This window comes from Pseudomonas sp. GD03944 (assembly GCF_029839275.1).
Classification (GTDB): Bacteria; Pseudomonadota; Gammaproteobacteria; order Pseudomonadales; family Pseudomonadaceae; genus Aquipseudomonas.
This window is the reverse complement of sequence record NZ_JAOCAH010000004.1, coordinates 54,649-73,256: the sequence shown is the minus strand read 5'-3', so window position 1 is coordinate 73,256 and position 18,608 is coordinate 54,649. Positions and strand designations below refer to the sequence as shown.

The window sequence follows — 18,608 nt, the reverse complement described above, 5'->3', positions numbered from 1 at the left end:
TACGGTTCCCATGTAACGCCAAAGGGCCGGCAACGCCGACCCAACCGAAAAGCTGTTAATACGCAACGTCGAGAAACCCCTGATGGTGAGCCAGCGCGTGAGGGCTGAACACCAACCAGGGTTGCTCGCGTTGAAATACCCCATGAATGAACGGCTGGATGGACGCTTCGAGCGGCGGTAGCTGCTCGGAGAAGGTGTCCACCGGAAAATGCTGCATGCCGAACACTTCATCGACCGTCAGGCCGGCGAAGACTTCCTGGTGATCGACCACCAGAACCCGCCGCTGCTTGCGCAGTGGCGACAACTCGTTGCCGAAGAACCCACACAGGTCCATGACCGGCAAGAGACGACCGCGCACGTTGGCCACACCCTTCACCCAGCTTTTCACGCCGGGTAACAAGGTATAGCGCGGCTCGTGCAGGACTTCACCGACCTCACCCATCGGTGCGACGAAAAAGCGCTCGCCCATGCGAAAACCGATACCGCTCCAGGTCTGCACGGCGGCCTGCTGCGAAGGCAGGCCAGCCGCCAGCAATCGACAACGCTGGTCGATTTCTAGGAGAGTCTGAAAAGGTGTCTGCGCGTCCGACATGCCAACCGTGGCCTTCTTCTTATCTAGTAGCGGACCGGCACGGCGTCAGCCGGCCAATACCGCATTCAGGGTTTTGAGCAGCGTTTCTTCGTCCACCGGCTTGGTCAGGTAGTCTTTCGCGCCTTGGCGCTTGCCCCAGACCTTATCGGTTTCCTGATCCTTGGTGGTGACGATAATCACCGGGATGTGACTGGTGTCGGCATCTTTTGTCAGTTGACGGGTCGCCTGGAAGCCATTGAGGCCTGGCATGACGATATCCATCAATACGGCGTCGGGTTTTTCCTGGCGAGCCAGGGCGACGCCATCGGCGCCATTTTCGGCCTTGAGTACCTGATGACCATGCTTTTCCAGCATGGCGGTCAGCTTGTACATTTCGGTCGGTGAGTCATCAACAATCAGAATTCGAGCCATGGTGTTTCCCAATACATGAAGTGGCGTCTTGTTAAAGGCTATGCAGCCAGACGTCAGGATGCTTGTTCCACCGGGGTGAAGTCGGGCACATGCGCCTTGATCGCACCCAACAGCTCTTCCTTGCTGAAGGGCTTGGTCAGGTACTGATCAGAGCCGACGATGCGGCCCTTGGCCTTGTCGAACAGACCGTCCTTGGAGGACAGCATGATCACCGGGGTGGATTTGAAAGCACTGTTGTTCTTGATCAGGGCACAGGTCTGATAGCCATCGAGTCGCGGCATCATGATGTCGACAAAAATGATATTGGGGTGGGTATCAGCGATTTTTGCCAAGGCATCAAAACCGTCAACCGCGGTAATCACCTCACAACCCACCTTCTTCAGTAGGGTCTCCGCGGTACGACGAATCGTCTTCGAATCGTCGATTACCATCACCCTCAAACCTTCGGAATGCTGTTCCATGTTTGCCCTACCATCGCCTCGGTGAGTCGTTGTTTTCCGTATGTATCAGTGCGCCTGAGGCCTGCTATCGATTGGCCATAACCCAATCGTCGGGCCTTTTTAGCACACTCTCTAGGTGCAAGCTATAAGCCGCGGAATACCATGGTTTTTCCTTGACCACCTGCGTAGTCAGCGCCACCCTGACGCCATCTGTCAGCTGCGGTGCCTCTTCCCTGCCGCCCCACCATCACGGAGAAACACCCCCATGAGCGTTCGCCTCGGCATTGTCATGGACCCTATCGCCCAGATCGCCTTCAAGAAGGACAGCTCGCTGGCCATGTTGCTGGCCGCCCAGTCGCGTGGCTGGACGCTCTTCTATATGGAGCAGAAAGACCTGTACCAGGCCAAGGGCGAGGCACGTGCCCGCTTCTGCCCATTGACCGTGTTCAACGACCCGCAGCGCTGGTTCGAACTGGGCCCGGAGCAGGACATGCCGCTGAGCGAGCTGGACGTGATCCTGATGCGCAAGGATCCGCCCTTCGACAACGAGTTCGTCTACTCCACCTACCTGCTCGAACAGGCCGAACAAGCCGGCGTGCTGGTGGTCAATCGTCCGCAGAGCCTGCGCGACTGCAACGAGAAATTCTTCGCGACCCAGTTTCCACAATACACACCGCCGACCCTGGTCAGTCGTCGATCCGACATTCTGCGCGATTTTGCGAAAGAGCAGCGTGACATCATTCTCAAACCCCTCGATGGCATGGGCGGCTCGATGATCTTTCGTCACCGCGAGGGCGATCCCAATCTGTCGGTGATCCTCGAGACCCTGACCGCCCACGGCACCCAGCAGATCATGGCCCAGGGCTACCTGCCCGGGATCAAGGATGGCGACAAGCGCATCCTGATGATCGACGGCGAGCCCGTTCCTTATTGCCTGGCGCGCATCCCGGCGGCCGGCGAGACCCGCGGCAACCTGGCCGCCGGCGGACGGGGCGAAGCGCGCCCGCTGAGCGACCGGGACCGGGAAATCGCCGAGGCGGTGGGCCCCACCCTGCGCGAGAAGGGCCTGCTGTTCGTCGGCCTGGACGTGATTGGCGAGCACCTGACCGAGATCAACGTGACCAGCCCGACCTGCATCCGCGAGATCGACGCCGCGTTCGACACCCGCATCGGCGACCGCCTGATGGATAAAATTGCCGAGAAGCTCAATGCGCGCAGTGCTTCATAGACTTTTCAATACGCCCTCGGCAGACTGCGCGGCAACCTGAGCTGACCCCGAACACGATGAACGCAGCCGCTAGCCCACCCGATATCAGCCCCGCCGGCGTCCGCCCGGCGGATCGCCTCGGCTTCACCCTGTTTCTCGCGGCGGTGCTGCATGCCGCGCTGATCCTTGGCGTGGGCTTCACCCTGGCCGACCCGAGCCAGATCAGCAAGACGCTGGAAATCACCCTGTCCACCTTCAAGAGCGACGAAGCGCCGAAAGAGGCCGACTTCCTCGCCCAGGACAACCAGCAGGGCAGCGGCACCCTGGAGCACAAGGCCGCGCCCAAGACCACCGAACAGGCGCCCTTCCAGGACACCGAGGTCAAGCGCGTCACGCCGCCCTCCACGCCCCAGCCGCCGGCCGCCCAGCAGGAAGCGCCGAAAGCCGCCGTGGCGACCCGCTCGCCACAACAGCAGAAGACCCCGAACAAACGCGAAGACGCCAAGCCCACGCCACCCGCCCCACCGGCACCGGTATTCGACAGCGCCCAGCTGTCTTCGGAGATCGCCAGTCTCGAAGCGGAACTGGCCCAGGACATCCAGCAATACGCCAAGCGTCCGAAGATCCACCGCCTGAACGCGGCCTCGACCATGCGCGACAAAGGCGCCTGGTACAAGGACGAATGGCGCAAGAAGGTCGAGCGCATCGGCAACCTCAACTACCCGGACGATGCCCGCCGCCAGCAGATCTACGGCAGCCTGCGCCTGCTGGTGTCGATCAACCGCGACGGCACCCTGTATGAAGTGCAGATTCTGGAGTCCTCCGGGCAGCGCACCCTCGACCAGGCCGCCCTGCGCATCGTGCGCCTGGCTGCACCGTTCGCCCCGTTCACTGGCGACCTGGCCGACATCGACCGCCTGGAGATCATCCGCACCTGGCGCTTCGAGCGCGGCGACCGCCTGTCGAGCAACTGAGGCCAGGGCCACGGCGCGCGGTTTTGGCTTCCAGCCTCAGGCCACAGGCTTTAAGCTAGGCGCCATGAAAGACGCCAGCCCGAGCTACCTCAAGCACCACTTCCTGATCGCCATGCCGCACATGGACGATCCCCATTTCGCGCAGACCGTCACCTACCTCGTCGACCACAACGAGCAGGGCGCCATGGGCCTGGTGATCAACCGGCCGAACGGGCTCAACCTGGCCGATGTGCTGGAGCAATTGCGCCCGGACGACGACCCACCCGTGCTGTGCCGCAGCCTGCCAATCTTCTCTGGCGGCCCGGTGCAGACCGACCGCGGCTTCGTACTCCACCCGGCCGGCCCGCAATTCCAGGCGACCCTGGCCCTTGGTGAGCTGGGGCTGTCCACCTCCCAGGACGTGCTGTTCGCGATTGCCGAAGGCAGCGGCCCGGAGAAATACCTCATTACCCTGGGCTACGCAGGCTGGGACGCCGGCCAGCTGGAGGCCGAGCTGGCCAGTAACGCCTGGCTCACCTGCCCCGCCGACAACGCCATTCTGTTCGACCTGCCCTTCGACCAGCGCCTGAACGCAGCCGCGGCGCGACTGGGGGTCAACCTGTCCCTGCTGACCTCGCAAGCCGGGCACGCCTGATGACCGAGACCACCAAGCCCCTGCGCCTGCTGCTCGGTTTCGACTACGGCACCAAACAGATCGGCGTGGCCGTCGGCCAGGTCATCACCGGCCAGGCCCGCGAACTCTGCGTGCTCAAAGCGCAGAACGGCGTGCCGGACTGGCAGAAGGTCGAAGCCCTGCTGCGCGAATGGCAACCCGATGCCATTGTCGTGGGCCTGCCGCTGAACATGGACGGCAGCCCCAGCGACATGAGCGAGCGCGCGGAGAAATTCGCCCGCCGCCTGAACGGCCGCTTCAACCTGCCGGTGCACACCCACGACGAGCGCCTGACCACCTACGCGGCCAAGGGCGAGCGCCTGCAACAGGGCCAGAGCGGCGGTTACCGCGAGCGCCCGGTGGACGCGCTGGCCGCGGCACTGCTGCTGGAAGGCTGGCTGGCCGAACACCCTCAGTGAATGAAGCCGGCGTCCGTTCACAGCGGACACGAGCAACACGGCGGCACAACACGTAAACTGCGCGCTCCCCTGGGCACGCCCTCGCGCTGCGACGCCGCGCCCTGCCGATGACCGCCTGGTCCACAGGGACTGTTCTGCTTATATTTGGAGAGTTGTCATGAGCCTACCCAACCCTGCCGAATTACTGCCCCAGATGGCCAGCGACCTGCTGAGCCACCTCAATCAGCGGCAGATCAGCGAGCCGCGCTTCATCGGCATCCGCACCGGCGGCGTCTGGGTCGCCCAGGCCCTGCTCGAGCAACTGGGCCGCAGCGACGCCCTGGGCGTGCTCGATGTGTCCTTCTACCGCGACGACTTCACCCAGAACGGCCTGCACCCCCAGGTCCAGCCGTCCGAGCTGCCTTTCGAGATCGAAGGCCAGCACCTGGTGCTGATCGACGACGTACTGATGAGCGGACGCACCATCCGCGCCGCGCTCAACGAGCTGTTCGACTACGGCCGCCCGGCCAGCGTGACCCTGGTCTGCCTGCTGGACCTCAACGCCCGCGAGCTGCCCGTGCGCCCGGACGTGGTCGGTGCCACGCTGTCGCTGACCGCCGAGCAGCGAGTAAAATTGACCGGCCCCGCGCCCCTGCTCCTCGACCTGCAAACGCTTGCCAACTGAGACTGATCGCCCATGACACCGATTGATGCCAAGCGTCCCCTGCAACTGAACGACCAGGGTCAGTTGCGCCACTTCCTGTCCCTCGACGGCCTACCGCGCGAACTGCTGACGGAAATCCTCGACACCGCCGACTCCTTCCTCGAAGTCGGCGCCCGGGCCGTGAAGAAGGTCCCACTGCTGCGCGGCAAGACCGTGTGCAATGTGTTCTTCGAGAACTCCACGCGCACCCGCACCACCTTCGAACTGGCGGCCCAGCGTCTGTCGGCCGACGTCATCAGCCTCAACGTGTCGACCAGCTCGACCAGCAAGGGCGAGACGCTGTTCGACACCCTGCGCAACCTCGAAGCCATGGCCGCCGACATCTTCGTCGTGCGCCATGCCGACTCCGGTGCGGCGCACTTCATCGCCGAGCACGTGTGCCCGAACCTGGCGATCATCAACGGCGGCGACGGCCGTCACGCGCACCCGACCCAGGGCATGCTCGACATGCTCACCATCCGCCGCCACAAGGGCAACTTCGAGAACCTCTCGGTGGCCATCGTCGGCGACATCCTGCACTCGCGGGTGGCGCGCTCGAACATGCTGGCCCTGAAGACCCTGGGCTGCCCGGACATCCGCGTGATCGCGCCCAAGACCCTGCTGCCGGTCGGCATCGAACAATACGGGGTCAAGGTCTACAGCGACATGACCGAAGGCCTGAAGGACGTCGATGTAGTGATCATGCTGCGCCTGCAGCGCGAGCGCATGCAGGGCGGCCTGCTGCCGAGCGAGGGCGAGTTCTACCGCCTGTTCGGCCTCACCGAGCAACGCCTGAAACTGGCCAAGCCGGACGCCCTGGTCATGCACCCCGGCCCGATCAACCGGGGCGTGGAAATCGAATCCGCCGTCGCCGACGGCCCCCAATCGGTCATTCTCAACCAGGTCACCTACGGCATCGCCATTCGCATGGCCGTGCTGTCGATGACCATGAGCGGGCAGAACGCCCAGCGCCAACTCAACGCCGAGGAGCAGAACTGATGCGCAGCGTAATCCTCGGAGCCCGGGTCATCGACCCGAGCAGCGGTCTCGACCAGATCGCCGACCTTTATATAGACGGCGGCAAAGTCGCGGGCATCGGCCAGGCGCCAGCCGGCTTCGAGGCCCAGAGCCGAATCGAAGCCCAGGGCCTGATCGCCGCCCCCGGCCTGGTCGACCTCAATGTCGCCCTGCGCGAGCCGGGCTACAGCCGCAAGGGCAATATCGCCAGCGAGACCCTGGCGGCCGCGGCCGGCGGCGTCACCAGCCTGTGCTGCCCACCCTTCACCAAACCGGCGCTGGACACCCCGGCGGTCGCCGAGCTGATCCTCGACCGCGCACGGGAAGCGGGCCACACCAAGGTCTTCCCCATCGGCGCCCTGAGCAAAGGCCTGGCCGGCGAGCAACTGGCGGAACTGGTGGCCCTGCGTGACGCCGGCTGCGTCGCCTTCGGCAACGGCCTGGACAGTTTCCGCAACGCCCGCACCCTGCGCCGCGCGCTGGAATACGCGGCCACCTTCGACCTGACGGTGATCTTCCACTCCCAGGATCACGACCTGGCCGAAGGTGGGCTGGCCCACGAAGGCGCGACCGCGAGCTTCCTCGGCCTGCCCGGCATCCCGGAAACCGCCGAGACCGTGGCCCTGGCCCGCGACCTGCTGCTGGTCGAGCAGACCGGCGTGCGCGCGCATTTCAGCCAACTGACCAGCGCCCGTGGCGCCGAGCTGATCGCCAATGCCCAGGCCCGTGGCCTGCCGGTGACGGCGGATGTCGCGCTGTACCAGTTGATCCTCACCGACGAAGCGCTGATCGACTTCTCCAGCCTGTACCACGTGCAGCCGCCGCTGCGGACCGCGGCCGACCGCCAGGGCCTGCGCGAGGCGGTAAAAAGCGGCGTTATCAGCGCGATCGCCAGCCACCACCAGCCCCACGAGCGCGACGCCAAGCTGGCCCCGTTCGGCGCCACCGAACCGGGCATCAGCAGCGTGCAACTGCTGCTGCCGCTGGCCATGACCCTGGTGCAGGACGGCCTGCTCGACCTGCCGACCCTGCTGGCACGCCTGACCAGCGGCCCGGCCGAGGCCCTGCGCCTGCCGGCCGGACGCCTGGCCGAAGGCGCGGCTGCCGACATCCTGCTGTTCGACCCGCAAGCCTCGACCGTGGCCGGGGAACGCTGGCACTCCAACGGCGCCAACTGCCCCTTCATCGACCACTGCCTGCCGGGCGCGGTGCGCTACACCCTGGTCGACGGCCACATCAGCTACCAGCTGTAAGCCGACGACCGTGCCAGACGCAAAAAGGGCTTCAGCCATGCCGGCTGAAGCCCTTTTCATGAGCGTCTTGGACGCCTTGCCCGTCCCGGCAAGCACGTCACTCCGCCTGAGCTAGTCGCCTAGCGCGCCGCCTGCGCATTCTTGACCGACACCTGGGTGTTCAGCGTCCAGAAGTCATACAGCACACCGACCAGGAACAGGCCGCCGGTGAACAGGTAGATGATCCCGGTGATCCATTTGCCCTGGTACATGCGGTGCACCCCGAAGACCCCGAGGAACGTCAGCAGGATCCAGGCGACGTTGTAATCCGTCTCGCCGGCGGTGAAGCGCAGGTCAGCCTCGCGGTCCATGGCCGGGATCAGGAACAGGTCGATGATCCAGCCGACGAACAGCAAACCCAGGGTGAAGAACCAGATCGTCCCGGTCACCGGCTTGCCGTAATAGAAGCGGTGCGCTCCCAGGAATCCGAAGATCCACAAGAGATAACCGATGATTTTGCTGTGAGTGTCCTGGCGCTGCATGTCTGTTTCCTGATGACTGTGATCTCTATCTGACATCACGGTAGCCATATTGTTTACCGACCAATGAACAGGCGCGAAGCCCGCCACACCTTGTCGGACGCAAAGCATCCGCGATACTGTATGCATACACAGTATCGCGAGCCATGCCATGCAATTGATCGACAAGCTGACCGTACTGGCCGACGCCGCCAAGTACGATGCGTCCTGCGCCAGCAGTGGTGCGCCGACGCGCAGCTCCAAGGGCAAGAGCGGCATTGGCGCAACCAATGGCATGGGCATCTGCCACAGTTTCACACCGGACGGCCGCTGCGTCGCGCTGCTGAAAATCCTGCTGACCAATTTCTGCCTGTATGACTGCCAGTACTGCGTCAACCGCCGCTCCAGCGATGTACCACGGGCGCGCTTCACCCCTGAGGAAGTGGTCACCCTGACCCTCGATTTCTACCGGCGCAATTGCATCAGCGGGCTGTTCCTCAGCTCCGGCATCATCCGCTCCGCCGACTACACCATGGAACAGTTGGTGCGGGTGGCCAAGCTGCTGCGCGAAGAACACGAGTTTCGCGGCTACATCCACCTCAAGACCATTCCCGACGCCGACCCGCTGTTGGTGGCGGAGGCGGGGCGCTACGCCGATCGCCTCAGCGTGAACATCGAGCTGCCCACCGAAAGCAGCCTGATCCGCCTGGCCCCGGAAAAACAGGTGGTCACCATCAAACAGGCGATGCACACCATTCACCTGGGCGAGCAGGAGGCCACCCAGGAAGTGCGCGCCCCGCGCTTCGCCCCGGCCGGCCAGAGCACGCAAATGATCGTCGGCGCCGATGCCAGCGACGACAGCACCATCCTGCACACGGCCCAGTCGCTGTACGGCACCTACCGCCTGCGCCGCGTCTATTACTCGGCCTTCAGCCCGATTCCCAACAGCCCCGGCAGCGTGCCGTTCGCTGCCCCGCCGCTGCTGCGCGAGCACCGGCTGTACCAGGCGGACTTCCTGCTGCGCGGCTACGGCTTCCAGGCCAGCGAGCTGCTCGATGGCCCAGGCAACCTGGCGTTGGACATCGACCCCAAGCTGGCCTGGGCCCTGGCCAACCGCGAGCATTTCCCGGTGGACCTCAACCGCGCCGATGCCTCGCTGATCGCCCGGGTGCCCGGTATCGGCGTGCTCAGCGCCAAGCGCCTGGTCGCCCTGCGGCGGCAGAAACGCATCCGCTTCGAGGACGTCAATCGCCTGCGCTGCGCCCTGGAGAAAGCCAAACCCTTCATCGTCACCCAGGACTACCGGCCCCGGCAGGCGACCGATGACTCCCTGCAGCTGCGCCAGCAATTGCGCGAGGAGCCGGCACAGATGGCGCTCTGGTAATGTTCAACGTCCGTTTCGATGGCAGCTTCGCCGGTTGGCGCAAGGCCGCCAGGGACCTGCTGCAACAGGACATCGCCCCCCATCAGATCAGTTGGCTGGAGCGCGAAGCACCCGGCGGGTTGTTCGACGACGCCAGTGCACCGAGCCCCGTCTCGGCCGGCCCGGCCCTGCGCATCCCCCGGCAGTTCCTCGAGCTACTGGAAGACGCGGCGCAGTACCGCATGGACGACCGCTGGAGCCTGCTCTATCGCATCCTCTGGCGGGTGGTACAGGGCGACCGCGCGGCCATGTTGCCGGGCGACGCGGACGGCAGCGAGCTGCACCGACGCCTGAAAGCCGTGCGCCGGGAGGCCCATCACCTGCATGCTTTCCTGCGCTTTCGCCCTTTATCGCCGCCGACCGACGAGCGCCCGGAAGGCATGCCCGAGTTCATTGCCTGGCACGAACCTGCCCACGACATCCTGCACAGCGCCAGCCCGCACTTCGCCGACCGCATGGGCTCGCACAGCTGGCTGATCGCAACACCCGACGACGGGGTGTATTGGGACGGGCAAGCCCTGCACCACCAGCGCCCATGCCCGGCGCACTGGCAGCAGCTGGCACGGACGGAGGACGACGAAGGACAGGCGCTGTGGCTGGCGTATTACGGCAGCACCTTCAACCCGGCGCGGCTCAACCGCGGCGTGCTGGAGAACAACATGCCGGTGCGTTTCTGGAAGAATCTGCCGGAAGGGCCGCTGATCCCGCAGCTGATGAGCCAGGCTCGGGCGGGCGCGCAACGCGACGGCCAGGCAGAGGCCGTCGCGCGACAGGAGGGCAAGCGTATTCGCTACAACGGCAAGGCGCCGATCAGCGGAAGCGACGCCCCGGGTTCTCCTCGCTGACCTCCAGGGAAAGCCCCTGGGACATGCTGGCGAGATGGTCGCCGTCGGTCTCGGAACCCAGCTTGATCATCAGGCGCAGGTCGTTCGCCGAGTCGGCGTACAGCAGCGCGTCTTCGTAGGTGATCTCGCCCTGGCTGTACAACGCGTAGAGCGCCTGGTCGAAGGTCTGCATGCCCTGCTCGGTGGAGCGCTTCATCAGACCCTTGAGCTCGTGCACCTCACCCTTGCGGATCAGGTCGGCGGCCAGCGGGGTGTTGATCAGCACCTCGATCACCGCGCGACGCCCCTTGCCATCCGGCGTGGGCACCAGCTGCTGGGCGACGATGGCCTTGAGGTTGAGCGACAGGTCCATCCACACCTGGTTCTGCCGGTCCGCCGGGAAGAAGTTGATGATGCGGTCCAGCGCCTGGTTGGCATTGTTGGCGTGCAGAGTCGCCAGGCACAGGTGACCGGTTTCGGCGAAGGCCACGGCGTGGTCCATGGTCTCGCGGGTCCGCACCTCACCGATGAGGATCACGTCCGGCGCCTGGCGCAGGGTGTTCTTCAGGGCCACTTCGAAGGATTCGGTATCGATGCCCACTTCACGCTGCGTGACGATGCAGTTCTGGTGCTGGTGGATGTACTCGATCGGGTCTTCGATGGAGATGATGTGGCCGCTGCTGTTCTTGTTGCGGTAGCCGATCATGGCCGCCAGCGAGGTCGACTTACCGGTACCGGTGGCGCCCACGAAGAGCACCAGACCGCGCTTGGTCAATGCCAGCTTCTTGAGGATTTCCGGCAGCTTCAGGTCGTCCAGCGTCGGGATGTTGGTCTCGATGCGGCGCAGCACCATGCCTGCCAGGTTGCGCTGGTAGAAGGCACTGACGCGGAAACGGCCAACGCCGCGGGCGCTGATGGCGAAGTTGCACTCGTGGTTTTCGGTGAAATCGCGGCGTTGCTGCTCGTTCATCACCGAGTGCACGGTTTCCCGGGTCTGCTCTGGCGACATCGCCGTCTTGGTGACCGGCATGATCTTGCCGTTGACCTTCATCGACGGCGGAACACCGGCGGTAATGAACAAGTCGGAGCCGCCCTTTTCGACCATCAGGCGCAGCAGTTTTTCGAATTCCATGCGATCACCAGCACGCGCTTGATCAACGAACGGCTGCCGGGGCGCGTGTCTCGCCGGCAACCTGAAACCGGCCGGCCAGCGGCCGGCCAGGCAACGTTAGAAGTTTTCCGGGTTCTTGGATTTTTCGCGCGCGCTGTCGCGACTGACCAGGCCCTTGGCAACCAGGCCCTTGAGGCAGGCATCCAGGGTCTGCATGCCCAGCGAGCCACCGGTCTGGATCGCCGAGTACATCTGCGCCACCTTGTCCTCGCGGATCAGGTTACGGATGGCCGGTGTGCCGATCATGATCTCGTGGGCCGCCACACGGCCGCCGCCAATCTTCTTCAGCAGGGTCTGGGAGATAACCGCCTGCAGCGACTCGGAGAGCATCGAGCGGACCATGGATTTCTCTTCCGCCGGGAACACGTCGACCACGCGGTCTATGGTCTTGGCGGCCGAGGTGGTGTGCAGGGTGCCGAACACCAGGTGACCGGTTTCCGCGGCGGTCAGCGCCAGGCGGATGGTTTCCAGGTCGCGCATCTCACCCACCAGGATCACGTCCGGGTCTTCCCGGAGTGCCGAGCGCAGGGCTTCGGAGAAGCCCAGGGTGTCGCGGTGCACTTCACGCTGGTTGACCAGGCACTTCTTGGACTCGTGAACGAATTCAATCGGGTCTTCGATGGTCAGGATGTGGTGGTACTTGTTGGCGTTGAGGTAGTCGAGCATCGCCGCCAGGGTGGTCGACTTGCCCGAACCCGTAGGGCCGGTCACCAGCACCAGGCCACGCGGTACGTCGGTGATCTTGCGGAACACCTCGCCCATGCCCAGGTCTTCCATGGTCAGCACCTTGGACGGAATGGTACGGAACACCGCACCCGCGCCACGGTTCTGGTTGAAGGCGTTGACCCGGAAGCGCGCTACGCCCGGCACTTCGAAGGAGAAGTCGGTCTCGAGGAACTCTTCATAATCCTTGCGCTGCTTATCGTTCATGATGTCGTAGATAAGCGCGTGCACCTGCTTGTGATCCAGGGCCGGCAAGTTGATCCGGCGCACATCGCCGTCGACACGAATCATCGGCGGCAGACCAGCAGAGAGATGCAGGTCCGACGCGCCTTGCTTGGCGCTGAAGGCAAGCAGCTCAGTGATATCCATGGGACTCCCTAATGACAAGCAAGCAGGTAGAATGCCGCCAACGCAGAATGGCCAGGCGGTAGGCGCGAGTAATGTCCACGATAGCAGAGAATATTGCAAAGGTCGGAGCACGCATCCGTGAGGCGGCGCAAGCCTCGGGGCGAGATTCTGCGTCCATCGGCCTGCTCGCCGTGAGCAAGACCAAGCCCGCGCAGGCGGTTCGCGAAGCCTTCGCCGCCGGCCAGCACGATTTCGGCGAAAACTACCTGCAGGAAGCCCTGGACAAACAGGCCAGCCTGACCGACCTGCCCTTGATCTGGCACTTCATCGGCCCCATTCAATCGAACAAGACCCGGCCGATTGCCGAGCACTTCGCCTGGGTCCACTCGGTGGATCGCCTGAAAATCGCCGAACGCCTGTCCACGCAGCGCCCTGCGCACCTCGCGCCGCTGAACATCTGCCTGCAGGTGAATGTCAGCGGGGAGGCCAGCAAATCGGGGTGCAGCCCGGACGAGCTGGCGGCCCTGGCACACGCCGTGACACAACTTCCCAACCTGAAACTGCGGGGCCTGATGGCAATTCCCGAGCCAACCGACGACCCTGTGCAGCAACGTGCGGCCTTCGCCCGCCTGCGCGAGTTGCAGAACGGCCTGGACCTCGGCCTCGACACGCTGTCCATGGGCATGAGCCATGACCTGGAAGCCGCCATTGCCGAAGGCGCGACCTGGGTCCGCATCGGCACCGCCCTGTTCGGCGCCCGCGACTATGGCACGCCCAACCCTTGATCAAGGAAGCCTCCTTATGAGCAACCCGACCATCGCCTTCATCGGCGCCGGCAACATGGCCGCCAGCCTGATCGGCGGCCTCCGCGCCCAGGGCGTACCAGCCGGCGCCATCCGCGCCAGCGAGCCCGGCGCCGAGCAACGCGAACGCCTGCACGCCGAACACGGCATCGCCATGTTCGCCAGCAACGCCGAGGCCATCGCCGGTGCGCAACTGATCGTGCTGGCGGTCAAACCCCAGGTGATGAAAACCGTCTGCCAGGAGCTGGCACCGCACCTCGGTGCCGACCAGGTGATCATTTCCATCGCCGCCGGCATCAGCTGCGCCAGCCTGGAAAACTGGCTGGGCGGGCGGGCCGACGCGCCCCTTCCCGTGGTGCGCTGCATGCCCAACACCCCGGCGCTGCTGCGCCAGGGCGTTTCCGGCCTGTACGCCAACGCCAGCGTCAACGCCGCACAAAAGGCCCAGGCCGAGCAGGTGCTGAGCGCCGTGGGCCTGGCCCTGTGGCTGGACGACGAAGCCCAGATCGACGCCGTGACCGCCGTGTCGGGCAGCGGCCCGGCCTACTTCTTCCTGCTGATCGAGGCCATGACCGCCGCCGGCGAGCAGCTTGGCCTGCCGCGCGACACCGCCGCGCACCTGAGCATCCAGACCGCCCTGGGCGCCGCGCGCATGGCCAGCGAGAGCGACGTCGACGCCGCCGAGCTGCGCCGCCGCGTCACCTCGCCGAACGGCACCACCGAAGCGGCGATCAAGACCTTCCAGGCCGGCGGTTTCGAGGTCCTGGTGCAACAGGCGCTGAACGCCGCCGCCAATCGTTCCGTCGAGCTCGCCGAACAACTGGGTCAATAAGGAGACAGCATGTCCGGATTCATCGAAGCCCTCATCTATATCATCCAGACGCTCGGCAGCCTGTACCTGCTGATCGTGCTGCTGCGCTTCATCCTGCAGCTGGTACGTGCGGACTTCTACAACCCGCTCAGCCAGTTCATCGTGCGCGCCACGCACCCGCTGCTCAGGCCGCTGCGCAAGGTCATTCCCAGCGTCGCCGGCCTCGACCTCGCCTCCCTGGTGCTGGCCATCCTGGTGCAACTGCTGCTGATGGCCGTGACCCTGACGCTGATGGGCTACAACGTCGGCGGCTTCATCCCGCAGTTGCTGGTGTGGTCGGTGATCGGCATCACCTCGCTGTTCCTCAAGGTGTTCTTCTTCGCCCTGATCATCAGCGTGATCCTCTCCTGGGTCGCCCCGGGCAGCTACAACCCCGGCGCGCAGTTGGTCCAGCAGATCTGCGAACCGCTGCTGGCACCGTTCCGCAAGCTCCTGCCGAACCTCGGCGGTCTGGATATCTCGCCGATCTTCGCCTTCATCACCATCAACCTGATCGACCGCTTCGTGATCGGTGCCCTGGCCACCTCCACCGGCATGCCGAGCATTCTCAGCCCGTTCCTGTGAGTTACTTTCGCTGGGACGGCGAGGACCTGATCCTCGAGTGCCACCTGCAGCCCAAGGCGAGTCGCGACGCCTTCGCCGGGCTGCACGGTGAGCGCCTGAAGATTCGCCTCACCGCACCGCCGGTCGACGGCAAGGCCAACGCCCACCTGCAGGCCTTCCTGGCCGAGGCGTTCGCGGTCAGCAAGAGCCAGGTCAGCCTGGAAAGCGGCCTGCAGAGCCGCCAGAAGCGGGTGCGCATCAGCGCCCCGCAGCACCTGTCCGAGGCCCTGGGCCTGACCGTTCGTTCGGCCTGAGTGACCATAAGGCGGGCTTCTCTTAATAGCCAATTGACGCAAGCCATCCGAGCCCCATAATGCCCGGCAGGCCTGCGCGCGTTTTCTACGGGGCCGACCAAGCACCTGAACCTTTCGTTCCCCGCCCTCACCGCAGGCGCGGAACACGCGGAGTGCCTTGACGCGAACCACCAAGGTCTGCCCCATATGGACGCGCTACCAGGAGGAATGCCGGGATGAGCATGGAACGTCTCAGCCAACAGGTCGACGCCTACGTCGCCTGGAAACGCGAGCTGATGCGAGAGATCACCCGCTATCGCAGCTGGCTGATCAACAATCGCCTCAACTCCGACGCGGTGGAAGCCAAGCTCGAGCGCGCCCTGCGCCTGCTGCGCACCGACCACATCACCCTGGCTTTCGTCGGCGAGTTCTCCCGCGGCAAGACCGAGCTGATCAACAGCCTGTTCTTCTCCGAGTACGGCCAGCGCATGCTGCCCTCCCAGGCCGGGCGCACCACCATGTGCCCCACCGAACTGTTCTTCGACCCCCGCTCCGAGCGCTCCTACATCCGCCTGCTGCCGATCGAGACCCGCGTCTCCGAAGCCAGCGTGTCGCAGTTCAAACGCATCCCGCGGCACTGGGTGAACATTCCCCTGGACCCCAGCGACCCGGACAACATGGTTCAGGCCTTCACCCAGGTCGCCAAGACCAAACCCATGCAGGTGGAACAGGCCATCCAGCTCGGCTTCCACCCGGACATGCTGGAAAGCACCGGCAAGCCCGGCCAGGTATTGGTGCCGGCCTGGCGCCACGCGATGGTCAACTTCGACCACCCGCTGCTGCGCCAGGGCCTGCGCATCCTCGACACCCCGGGCCTGAACGCCCTGGGCAGCGAACCGGAACTGACCCTGTCGATGCTGCCCAGCGCCCAGGCGATCATCTTCCTGCTCTCGGCCGACACCGGCGTCACCGCCAGTGACATGGCCGTCTGGCAACAACATATCCGCCAGCTCGACGAAGACACCCAGACCAGCCTGTTCGCGGTGCTGAACAAGATCGACGTGCTGTGGGACGACCTGGCGGGCGACGCCTTCGTGCAGAACGCCATCGCCCAGATCCAGGCCACCACCGCCCGGCAACTGGGCATCGACGCCGAAGACGTGCTGCCGCTGTCGGCCAAGCAGGCGCTGCTGGCCAAGGTGCGCGACGACCAGGCCCTGCTGCGCCGCAGCCAGATGGGCAACCTGGAAAACCTGCTGTGCGAGCGCATCGTCACCCAGAAAGAGCGCCTGATCGAAACCCGCGTGGTCAATCAGGTGCTGGCCCTGCTGCAAAACAGCCAGCATGTGCTCAACCTGCGCCTGGAGAAGGTCAACGAACAGCAGGCGCTGCTCAGCAACCATCAGCAGGACAACGGCCAGTTGCTGTTCGAACTGACGGCCAAGACCAAGGACGACCACAGCCAGCACCACAAGCGCCTGCTCGGCCTGAAGACCAACCAGCGCCTGCTCAAGCGCCAGGGCGACCTGCTGCGCGCCGCCGCGCGCCCGGAGCGCCTGGACGAGCACCTGAACAAGGTCCGCCGCAACCTCACCGGCAGCTGGACCACCCTGGGCATCAACCAGGCCATCCTGCATTTCTTCCGCTCCGTGGAGAGCGACCTGGACAGCCTGGCCCATGAGGCCGAGATGGCCAACAAGATGGTCGATGCCATCTACCGCCGGCACAACGAGGAAAACCCGCTGCACGGCGTCGACGCCCCGCAGTTCAACGTCAAGCGCTACCTGCGCGAACTCAAGCAGCAGCAGGCCAAGGCCGACCAGTTCCGCCTGCACCTCAAGACCCTGCTGACCGAGCAGCGCAGCCTGACCAAACGCTTCTTCGCCACCCTGGTGCAGGAAGTCATCGGCCTGCACCAGCGCCTGCGCCAGGAAGCCGAGCAGTGGGCCAGCGACGCGCTGATGCCGTTGATGCAACACACCCTGGAACACAAACAGCTGCTGGAAACCCACATGCTGCGGCTCAAGGCCCTGGCCCAGGAAACCCAGCAGACCCGCCAGCGCAGCCAGCAACTGGCGGGCTACAGCGAAGAGCTGCAACAGCAACTGAACCAGGCGGCCGACATGCTGCGCATCCTGCGCCGCCCCGCGCCGATCCAGCGCCAATCCAAGGTGGTCACCCTGCCTGTCGCGGCCCGCAGCCAGATCGGCGGCGAGTAGCCACCGCCCCCCGCGCCTGAGCGTCTCCCTGCCGCCCCACGCGCTTGCCGCGTGGGGCGGCGCTCTTTAGACTGCTGCACTTCCCATTTTCACGAGCAGGGTCGATGTCGACTGCCTTTCCCCCAGACTCTGTTGGCCTGGTCACTCCCCAGGTCCTGCACTTCGCCGAGCCCCTGGCACTGGCCTGCGGCCGCAGCCTGGCCGATTACCAGCTGATGTACGAAACCTACGGTGAGCTGAACGCCGAGCGCAGCAATGCCGTGCTGATCTGCCACGCGCTGTCCGGGCATCACCACGCCGCCGGCTACCACAGTGCCGACGACCGCAAGCCTGGCTGGTGGGACAGCTGCATCGGTCCCGGCAAGGCGATCGATACCAACAGATTCTTCGTCGTCAGCCTGAACAACCTGGGCGGCTGCAACGGCTCCACCGGCCCCAGCAGCACCAACCCGGCCACCGGCAAACCCTTCGGCGCCGACTTCCCGGTGATGACCGTGGAAGACTGGGTGCACAGCCAGGCCCGCCTGGCCGATGCCCTGGGCATCTCGCAGTGGGCCGCCGTGGTCGGCGGCAGCCTGGGCGGCATGCAGGCCATGCAGTGGACCATGACCTACCCGGAGCGCGTGCGCCATTGCGTGGCCATCGCCTCCGCGCCCAAGCTCTCGGCGCAGAACATCGCCTTCAACGAAGTGGCGCGCCAGGCCATCCTCACCGACCCGGAATTCCACGGCGGGCACTTCCAGGACAAGGGCGTGATCCCCAAGCGCGGCCTGATGCTGGCGCGCATGGTCGGCCACATCACCTACCTGTCCGATGACGCCATGGGCGAGAAATTCGGCCGCGGGCTGAAGAGCGAAAAACTCAACTACGACTTCCACAGCGTGGAATTCCAGGTGGAAAGCTACCTGCGCTACCAGGGCGAAGAGTTCTCCGGGCGCTTCGATGCCAACACCTACCTGCTGATGACCAAGGCGCTGGACTACTTCGACCCGGCCGCGGCGTTCGACGATGACCTGGCCAAGACCCTGGCCCACGTCACCGCCGATTTCTTCGTGGCGTCCTTCACCACGGACTGGCGCTTCTCCCCGGCCCGCTCCCGGGAAATCGTCGATGCCCTGACCGCCGCCCGCAAGAACGTCTGCTACCTGGAAATCGACGCCCCCCAGGGCCACGACGCCTTCCTGATGCCGATCCCGCGCTACCTGCAGGCACTCAGCAGCTACATGAACCGAATTGCAGTATGAGG

At 64.9% G+C, this 18,608-nt stretch carries 21 protein-coding genes; 15 read left to right on the top strand and 6 right to left on the bottom strand.

Going from position 1 to position 18,608, the window contains the following annotated elements; genetic code table 11:
• Window positions 1-55: 55 nt before the first annotated feature.
• From N5C28_RS08620 to pilG, 3 genes are read right to left on the bottom strand one after another with little or no spacing between them, the layout of a single operon-like run.
• Window positions 56-592: a chemotaxis protein CheW gene (locus N5C28_RS08620; protein WP_279821642.1), complete on the bottom strand. Its 537-nt coding sequence runs from the start codon at window positions 590-592 to the stop codon at window positions 56-58.
• A 45-nt stretch (window positions 593-637) separates the two neighbouring features.
• The gene (gene pilH, locus N5C28_RS08615; RefSeq protein ID WP_090446512.1) at window positions 638-1,003 is read right to left on the bottom strand and encodes a twitching motility response regulator PilH; all 366 of its coding nucleotides are present in this window, start codon (window positions 1,001-1,003) and stop codon (window positions 638-640) included.
• A gap of 53 nt (window positions 1,004-1,056) precedes the next feature.
• Window positions 1,057-1,464 carry a twitching motility response regulator PilG gene (pilG, locus tag N5C28_RS08610; RefSeq protein ID WP_108094981.1) on the bottom strand — a complete coding sequence of 136 codons (408 nt, stop codon included), beginning with the start codon at window positions 1,462-1,464 and terminating at the stop codon, window positions 1,057-1,059.
• A gap of 244 nt (window positions 1,465-1,708) precedes the next feature.
• On the opposite strand from pilG, the gene gshB reads away from it, so the two are divergent.
• The 7 genes from gshB to N5C28_RS08575 all read left to right on the top strand — a co-directional run bounded on the left by gshB (window position 1,709) and on the right by N5C28_RS08575 (window position 7,647).
• Window positions 1,709-2,671, top strand: a complete 963-nt coding sequence (gshB, locus tag N5C28_RS08605) for a glutathione synthase (protein ID WP_279821641.1) — start codon at window positions 1,709-1,711, stop codon at window positions 2,669-2,671.
• A 56-nt stretch (window positions 2,672-2,727) separates the two neighbouring features.
• Window positions 2,728-3,624 (top strand): energy transducer TonB, encoded by an 897-nt coding sequence (locus tag N5C28_RS08600; RefSeq protein ID WP_279821640.1) that lies wholly within the window; start codon window positions 2,728-2,730, stop codon window positions 3,622-3,624.
• A 64-nt stretch (window positions 3,625-3,688) separates the two neighbouring features.
• On the top strand, window positions 3,689-4,258 hold the full coding sequence (locus N5C28_RS08595; RefSeq protein WP_279821639.1) for a YqgE/AlgH family protein: 570 nt from the start codon (window positions 3,689-3,691) through the stop codon (window positions 4,256-4,258).
• Entirely contained in the window at window positions 4,258-4,695 is a 438-nt protein-coding gene (ruvX, locus tag N5C28_RS08590; RefSeq protein WP_279821638.1) for a Holliday junction resolvase RuvX, read from the top strand. The genes N5C28_RS08595 and ruvX overlap by 1 nt, the downstream gene beginning before the upstream one ends.
• A gap of 157 nt (window positions 4,696-4,852) precedes the next feature.
• On the top strand, window positions 4,853-5,359 hold the full coding sequence (pyrR, locus tag N5C28_RS08585; RefSeq protein WP_279821637.1) for a bifunctional pyr operon transcriptional regulator/uracil phosphoribosyltransferase PyrR: 507 nt from the start codon (window positions 4,853-4,855) through the stop codon (window positions 5,357-5,359).
• Window positions 5,360-5,371: 12 nt separating this feature from the next.
• Window positions 5,372-6,376: an aspartate carbamoyltransferase catalytic subunit gene (locus N5C28_RS08580; RefSeq protein WP_279821636.1), complete on the top strand. Its 1,005-nt coding sequence runs from the start codon at window positions 5,372-5,374 to the stop codon at window positions 6,374-6,376.
• Window positions 6,376-7,647 (top strand): dihydroorotase, encoded by a 1,272-nt coding sequence (locus N5C28_RS08575; protein WP_279821634.1) that lies wholly within the window; start codon window positions 6,376-6,378, stop codon window positions 7,645-7,647. The genes N5C28_RS08580 and N5C28_RS08575 overlap by 1 nt, the downstream gene beginning before the upstream one ends.
• A 119-nt stretch (window positions 7,648-7,766) precedes the next feature.
• Here the strand turns inward: N5C28_RS08575 and N5C28_RS08570 are convergent, their stop codons facing one another.
• Window positions 7,767-8,168 (bottom strand): TM2 domain-containing protein, encoded by a 402-nt coding sequence (locus N5C28_RS08570; RefSeq protein ID WP_279821633.1) that lies wholly within the window; start codon window positions 8,166-8,168, stop codon window positions 7,767-7,769.
• 148 nt (window positions 8,169-8,316) lie between these two features.
• Here N5C28_RS08570 and N5C28_RS08565 point away from each other — a divergent pair, with 148 nt between their 5' ends.
• Entirely contained in the window at window positions 8,317-9,528 is a 1,212-nt protein-coding gene (locus N5C28_RS08565; RefSeq protein ID WP_279821632.1) for a putative DNA modification/repair radical SAM protein, read from the top strand.
• Window positions 9,528-10,412 carry a TIGR03915 family putative DNA repair protein gene (locus N5C28_RS08560; RefSeq protein ID WP_279821630.1) on the top strand — a complete coding sequence of 295 codons (885 nt, stop codon included), beginning with the start codon at window positions 9,528-9,530 and terminating at the stop codon, window positions 10,410-10,412. Before N5C28_RS08565 ends, N5C28_RS08560 begins: the two co-directional genes overlap by 1 nt.
• On the opposite strand, the gene N5C28_RS08555 is transcribed toward N5C28_RS08560, so the two are convergent.
• Both N5C28_RS08555 and pilT read right to left on the bottom strand, forming a co-directional pair.
• Window positions 10,378-11,523 (bottom strand): PilT/PilU family type 4a pilus ATPase, encoded by a 1,146-nt coding sequence (locus N5C28_RS08555; protein ID WP_279821629.1) that lies wholly within the window; start codon window positions 11,521-11,523, stop codon window positions 10,378-10,380. The genes N5C28_RS08560 and N5C28_RS08555 overlap by 35 nt on opposite strands.
• Before the next feature lie 96 nt (window positions 11,524-11,619).
• Window positions 11,620-12,654 (bottom strand): type IV pilus twitching motility protein PilT, encoded by a 1,035-nt coding sequence (gene pilT / locus N5C28_RS08550; RefSeq protein ID WP_279821628.1) that lies wholly within the window; start codon window positions 12,652-12,654, stop codon window positions 11,620-11,622.
• A gap of 71 nt (window positions 12,655-12,725) precedes the next feature.
• Between pilT and N5C28_RS08545 the strand changes: the two genes are divergently transcribed.
• The 6 genes from N5C28_RS08545 to N5C28_RS08520 all read left to right on the top strand — a co-directional run bounded on the left by N5C28_RS08545 (window position 12,726) and on the right by N5C28_RS08520 (window position 18,606).
• Entirely contained in the window at window positions 12,726-13,418 is a 693-nt protein-coding gene (locus tag N5C28_RS08545) for a YggS family pyridoxal phosphate-dependent enzyme (protein ID WP_279821627.1), read from the top strand.
• A 16-nt stretch (window positions 13,419-13,434) separates the two neighbouring features.
• Window positions 13,435-14,268: a pyrroline-5-carboxylate reductase gene (proC, locus tag N5C28_RS08540; RefSeq protein ID WP_279821626.1), complete on the top strand. Its 834-nt coding sequence runs from the start codon at window positions 13,435-13,437 to the stop codon at window positions 14,266-14,268.
• A gap of 9 nt (window positions 14,269-14,277) precedes the next feature.
• A complete protein-coding gene (locus N5C28_RS08535; RefSeq protein WP_279821625.1) occupies window positions 14,278-14,871 on the top strand; it encodes a YggT family protein in 594 nt (197 codons plus the stop codon).
• On the top strand, window positions 14,868-15,164 hold the full coding sequence (locus tag N5C28_RS08530; protein WP_279821624.1) for a DUF167 domain-containing protein: 297 nt from the start codon (window positions 14,868-14,870) through the stop codon (window positions 15,162-15,164). The genes N5C28_RS08535 and N5C28_RS08530 overlap by 4 nt, the downstream gene beginning before the upstream one ends.
• Window positions 15,165-15,379: 215 nt before the next feature.
• Window positions 15,380-17,362 (top strand): dynamin-like GTPase family protein, encoded by a 1,983-nt coding sequence (locus N5C28_RS08525; RefSeq protein WP_279821623.1) that lies wholly within the window; start codon window positions 15,380-15,382, stop codon window positions 17,360-17,362.
• A gap of 104 nt (window positions 17,363-17,466) precedes the next feature.
• Window positions 17,467-18,606 carry a homoserine O-acetyltransferase gene (locus N5C28_RS08520; protein WP_279821622.1) on the top strand — a complete coding sequence of 380 codons (1,140 nt, stop codon included), beginning with the start codon at window positions 17,467-17,469 and terminating at the stop codon, window positions 18,604-18,606.
• The last annotated feature ends 2 nt before the right edge of the window (window positions 18,607-18,608 follow it).

Excerpts from the sequence above, each read along its gene's own strand:
- N5C28_RS08620 (WP_279821642.1), bottom strand. The coding sequence starts at position 592 with ATGTCGGACGCGCAGACACCTTTTCAGACTCTCCTAGAAATCGACCAG.
- pilH (WP_090446512.1), bottom strand. The coding sequence starts at position 1,003 with ATGGCTCGAATTCTGATTGTTGATGACTCACCGACCGAAATGTACAAG.
- pilG (WP_108094981.1), bottom strand. The coding sequence starts at position 1,464 with ATGGAACAGCATTCCGAAGGTTTGAGGGTGATGGTAATCGACGATTCG.
- gshB (WP_279821641.1), top strand. The coding sequence starts at position 1,709 with ATGAGCGTTCGCCTCGGCATTGTCATGGACCCTATCGCCCAGATCGCC.
- N5C28_RS08600 (WP_279821640.1), top strand. The coding sequence starts at position 2,728 with ATGAACGCAGCCGCTAGCCCACCCGATATCAGCCCCGCCGGCGTCCGC.
- N5C28_RS08595 (WP_279821639.1), top strand. The coding sequence starts at position 3,689 with ATGAAAGACGCCAGCCCGAGCTACCTCAAGCACCACTTCCTGATCGCC.
- ruvX (WP_279821638.1), top strand. The coding sequence starts at position 4,258 with ATGACCGAGACCACCAAGCCCCTGCGCCTGCTGCTCGGTTTCGACTAC.
- pyrR (WP_279821637.1), top strand. The coding sequence starts at position 4,853 with ATGAGCCTACCCAACCCTGCCGAATTACTGCCCCAGATGGCCAGCGAC.
- N5C28_RS08580 (WP_279821636.1), top strand. The coding sequence starts at position 5,372 with ATGACACCGATTGATGCCAAGCGTCCCCTGCAACTGAACGACCAGGGT.
- N5C28_RS08575 (WP_279821634.1), top strand. The coding sequence starts at position 6,376 with ATGCGCAGCGTAATCCTCGGAGCCCGGGTCATCGACCCGAGCAGCGGT.
- N5C28_RS08570 (WP_279821633.1), bottom strand. The coding sequence starts at position 8,168 with ATGCAGCGCCAGGACACTCACAGCAAAATCATCGGTTATCTCTTGTGG.
- N5C28_RS08565 (WP_279821632.1), top strand. The coding sequence starts at position 8,317 with ATGCAATTGATCGACAAGCTGACCGTACTGGCCGACGCCGCCAAGTAC.
- N5C28_RS08560 (WP_279821630.1), top strand. The coding sequence starts at position 9,528 with ATGTTCAACGTCCGTTTCGATGGCAGCTTCGCCGGTTGGCGCAAGGCC.
- N5C28_RS08555 (WP_279821629.1), bottom strand. The coding sequence starts at position 11,523 with ATGGAATTCGAAAAACTGCTGCGCCTGATGGTCGAAAAGGGCGGCTCC.
- pilT (WP_279821628.1), bottom strand. The coding sequence starts at position 12,654 with ATGGATATCACTGAGCTGCTTGCCTTCAGCGCCAAGCAAGGCGCGTCG.
- N5C28_RS08545 (WP_279821627.1), top strand. The coding sequence starts at position 12,726 with ATGTCCACGATAGCAGAGAATATTGCAAAGGTCGGAGCACGCATCCGT.
- proC (WP_279821626.1), top strand. The coding sequence starts at position 13,435 with ATGAGCAACCCGACCATCGCCTTCATCGGCGCCGGCAACATGGCCGCC.
- N5C28_RS08535 (WP_279821625.1), top strand. The coding sequence starts at position 14,278 with ATGTCCGGATTCATCGAAGCCCTCATCTATATCATCCAGACGCTCGGC.
- N5C28_RS08525 (WP_279821623.1), top strand. The coding sequence starts at position 15,380 with ATGAGCATGGAACGTCTCAGCCAACAGGTCGACGCCTACGTCGCCTGG.
- N5C28_RS08520 (WP_279821622.1), top strand. The coding sequence starts at position 17,467 with ATGTCGACTGCCTTTCCCCCAGACTCTGTTGGCCTGGTCACTCCCCAG.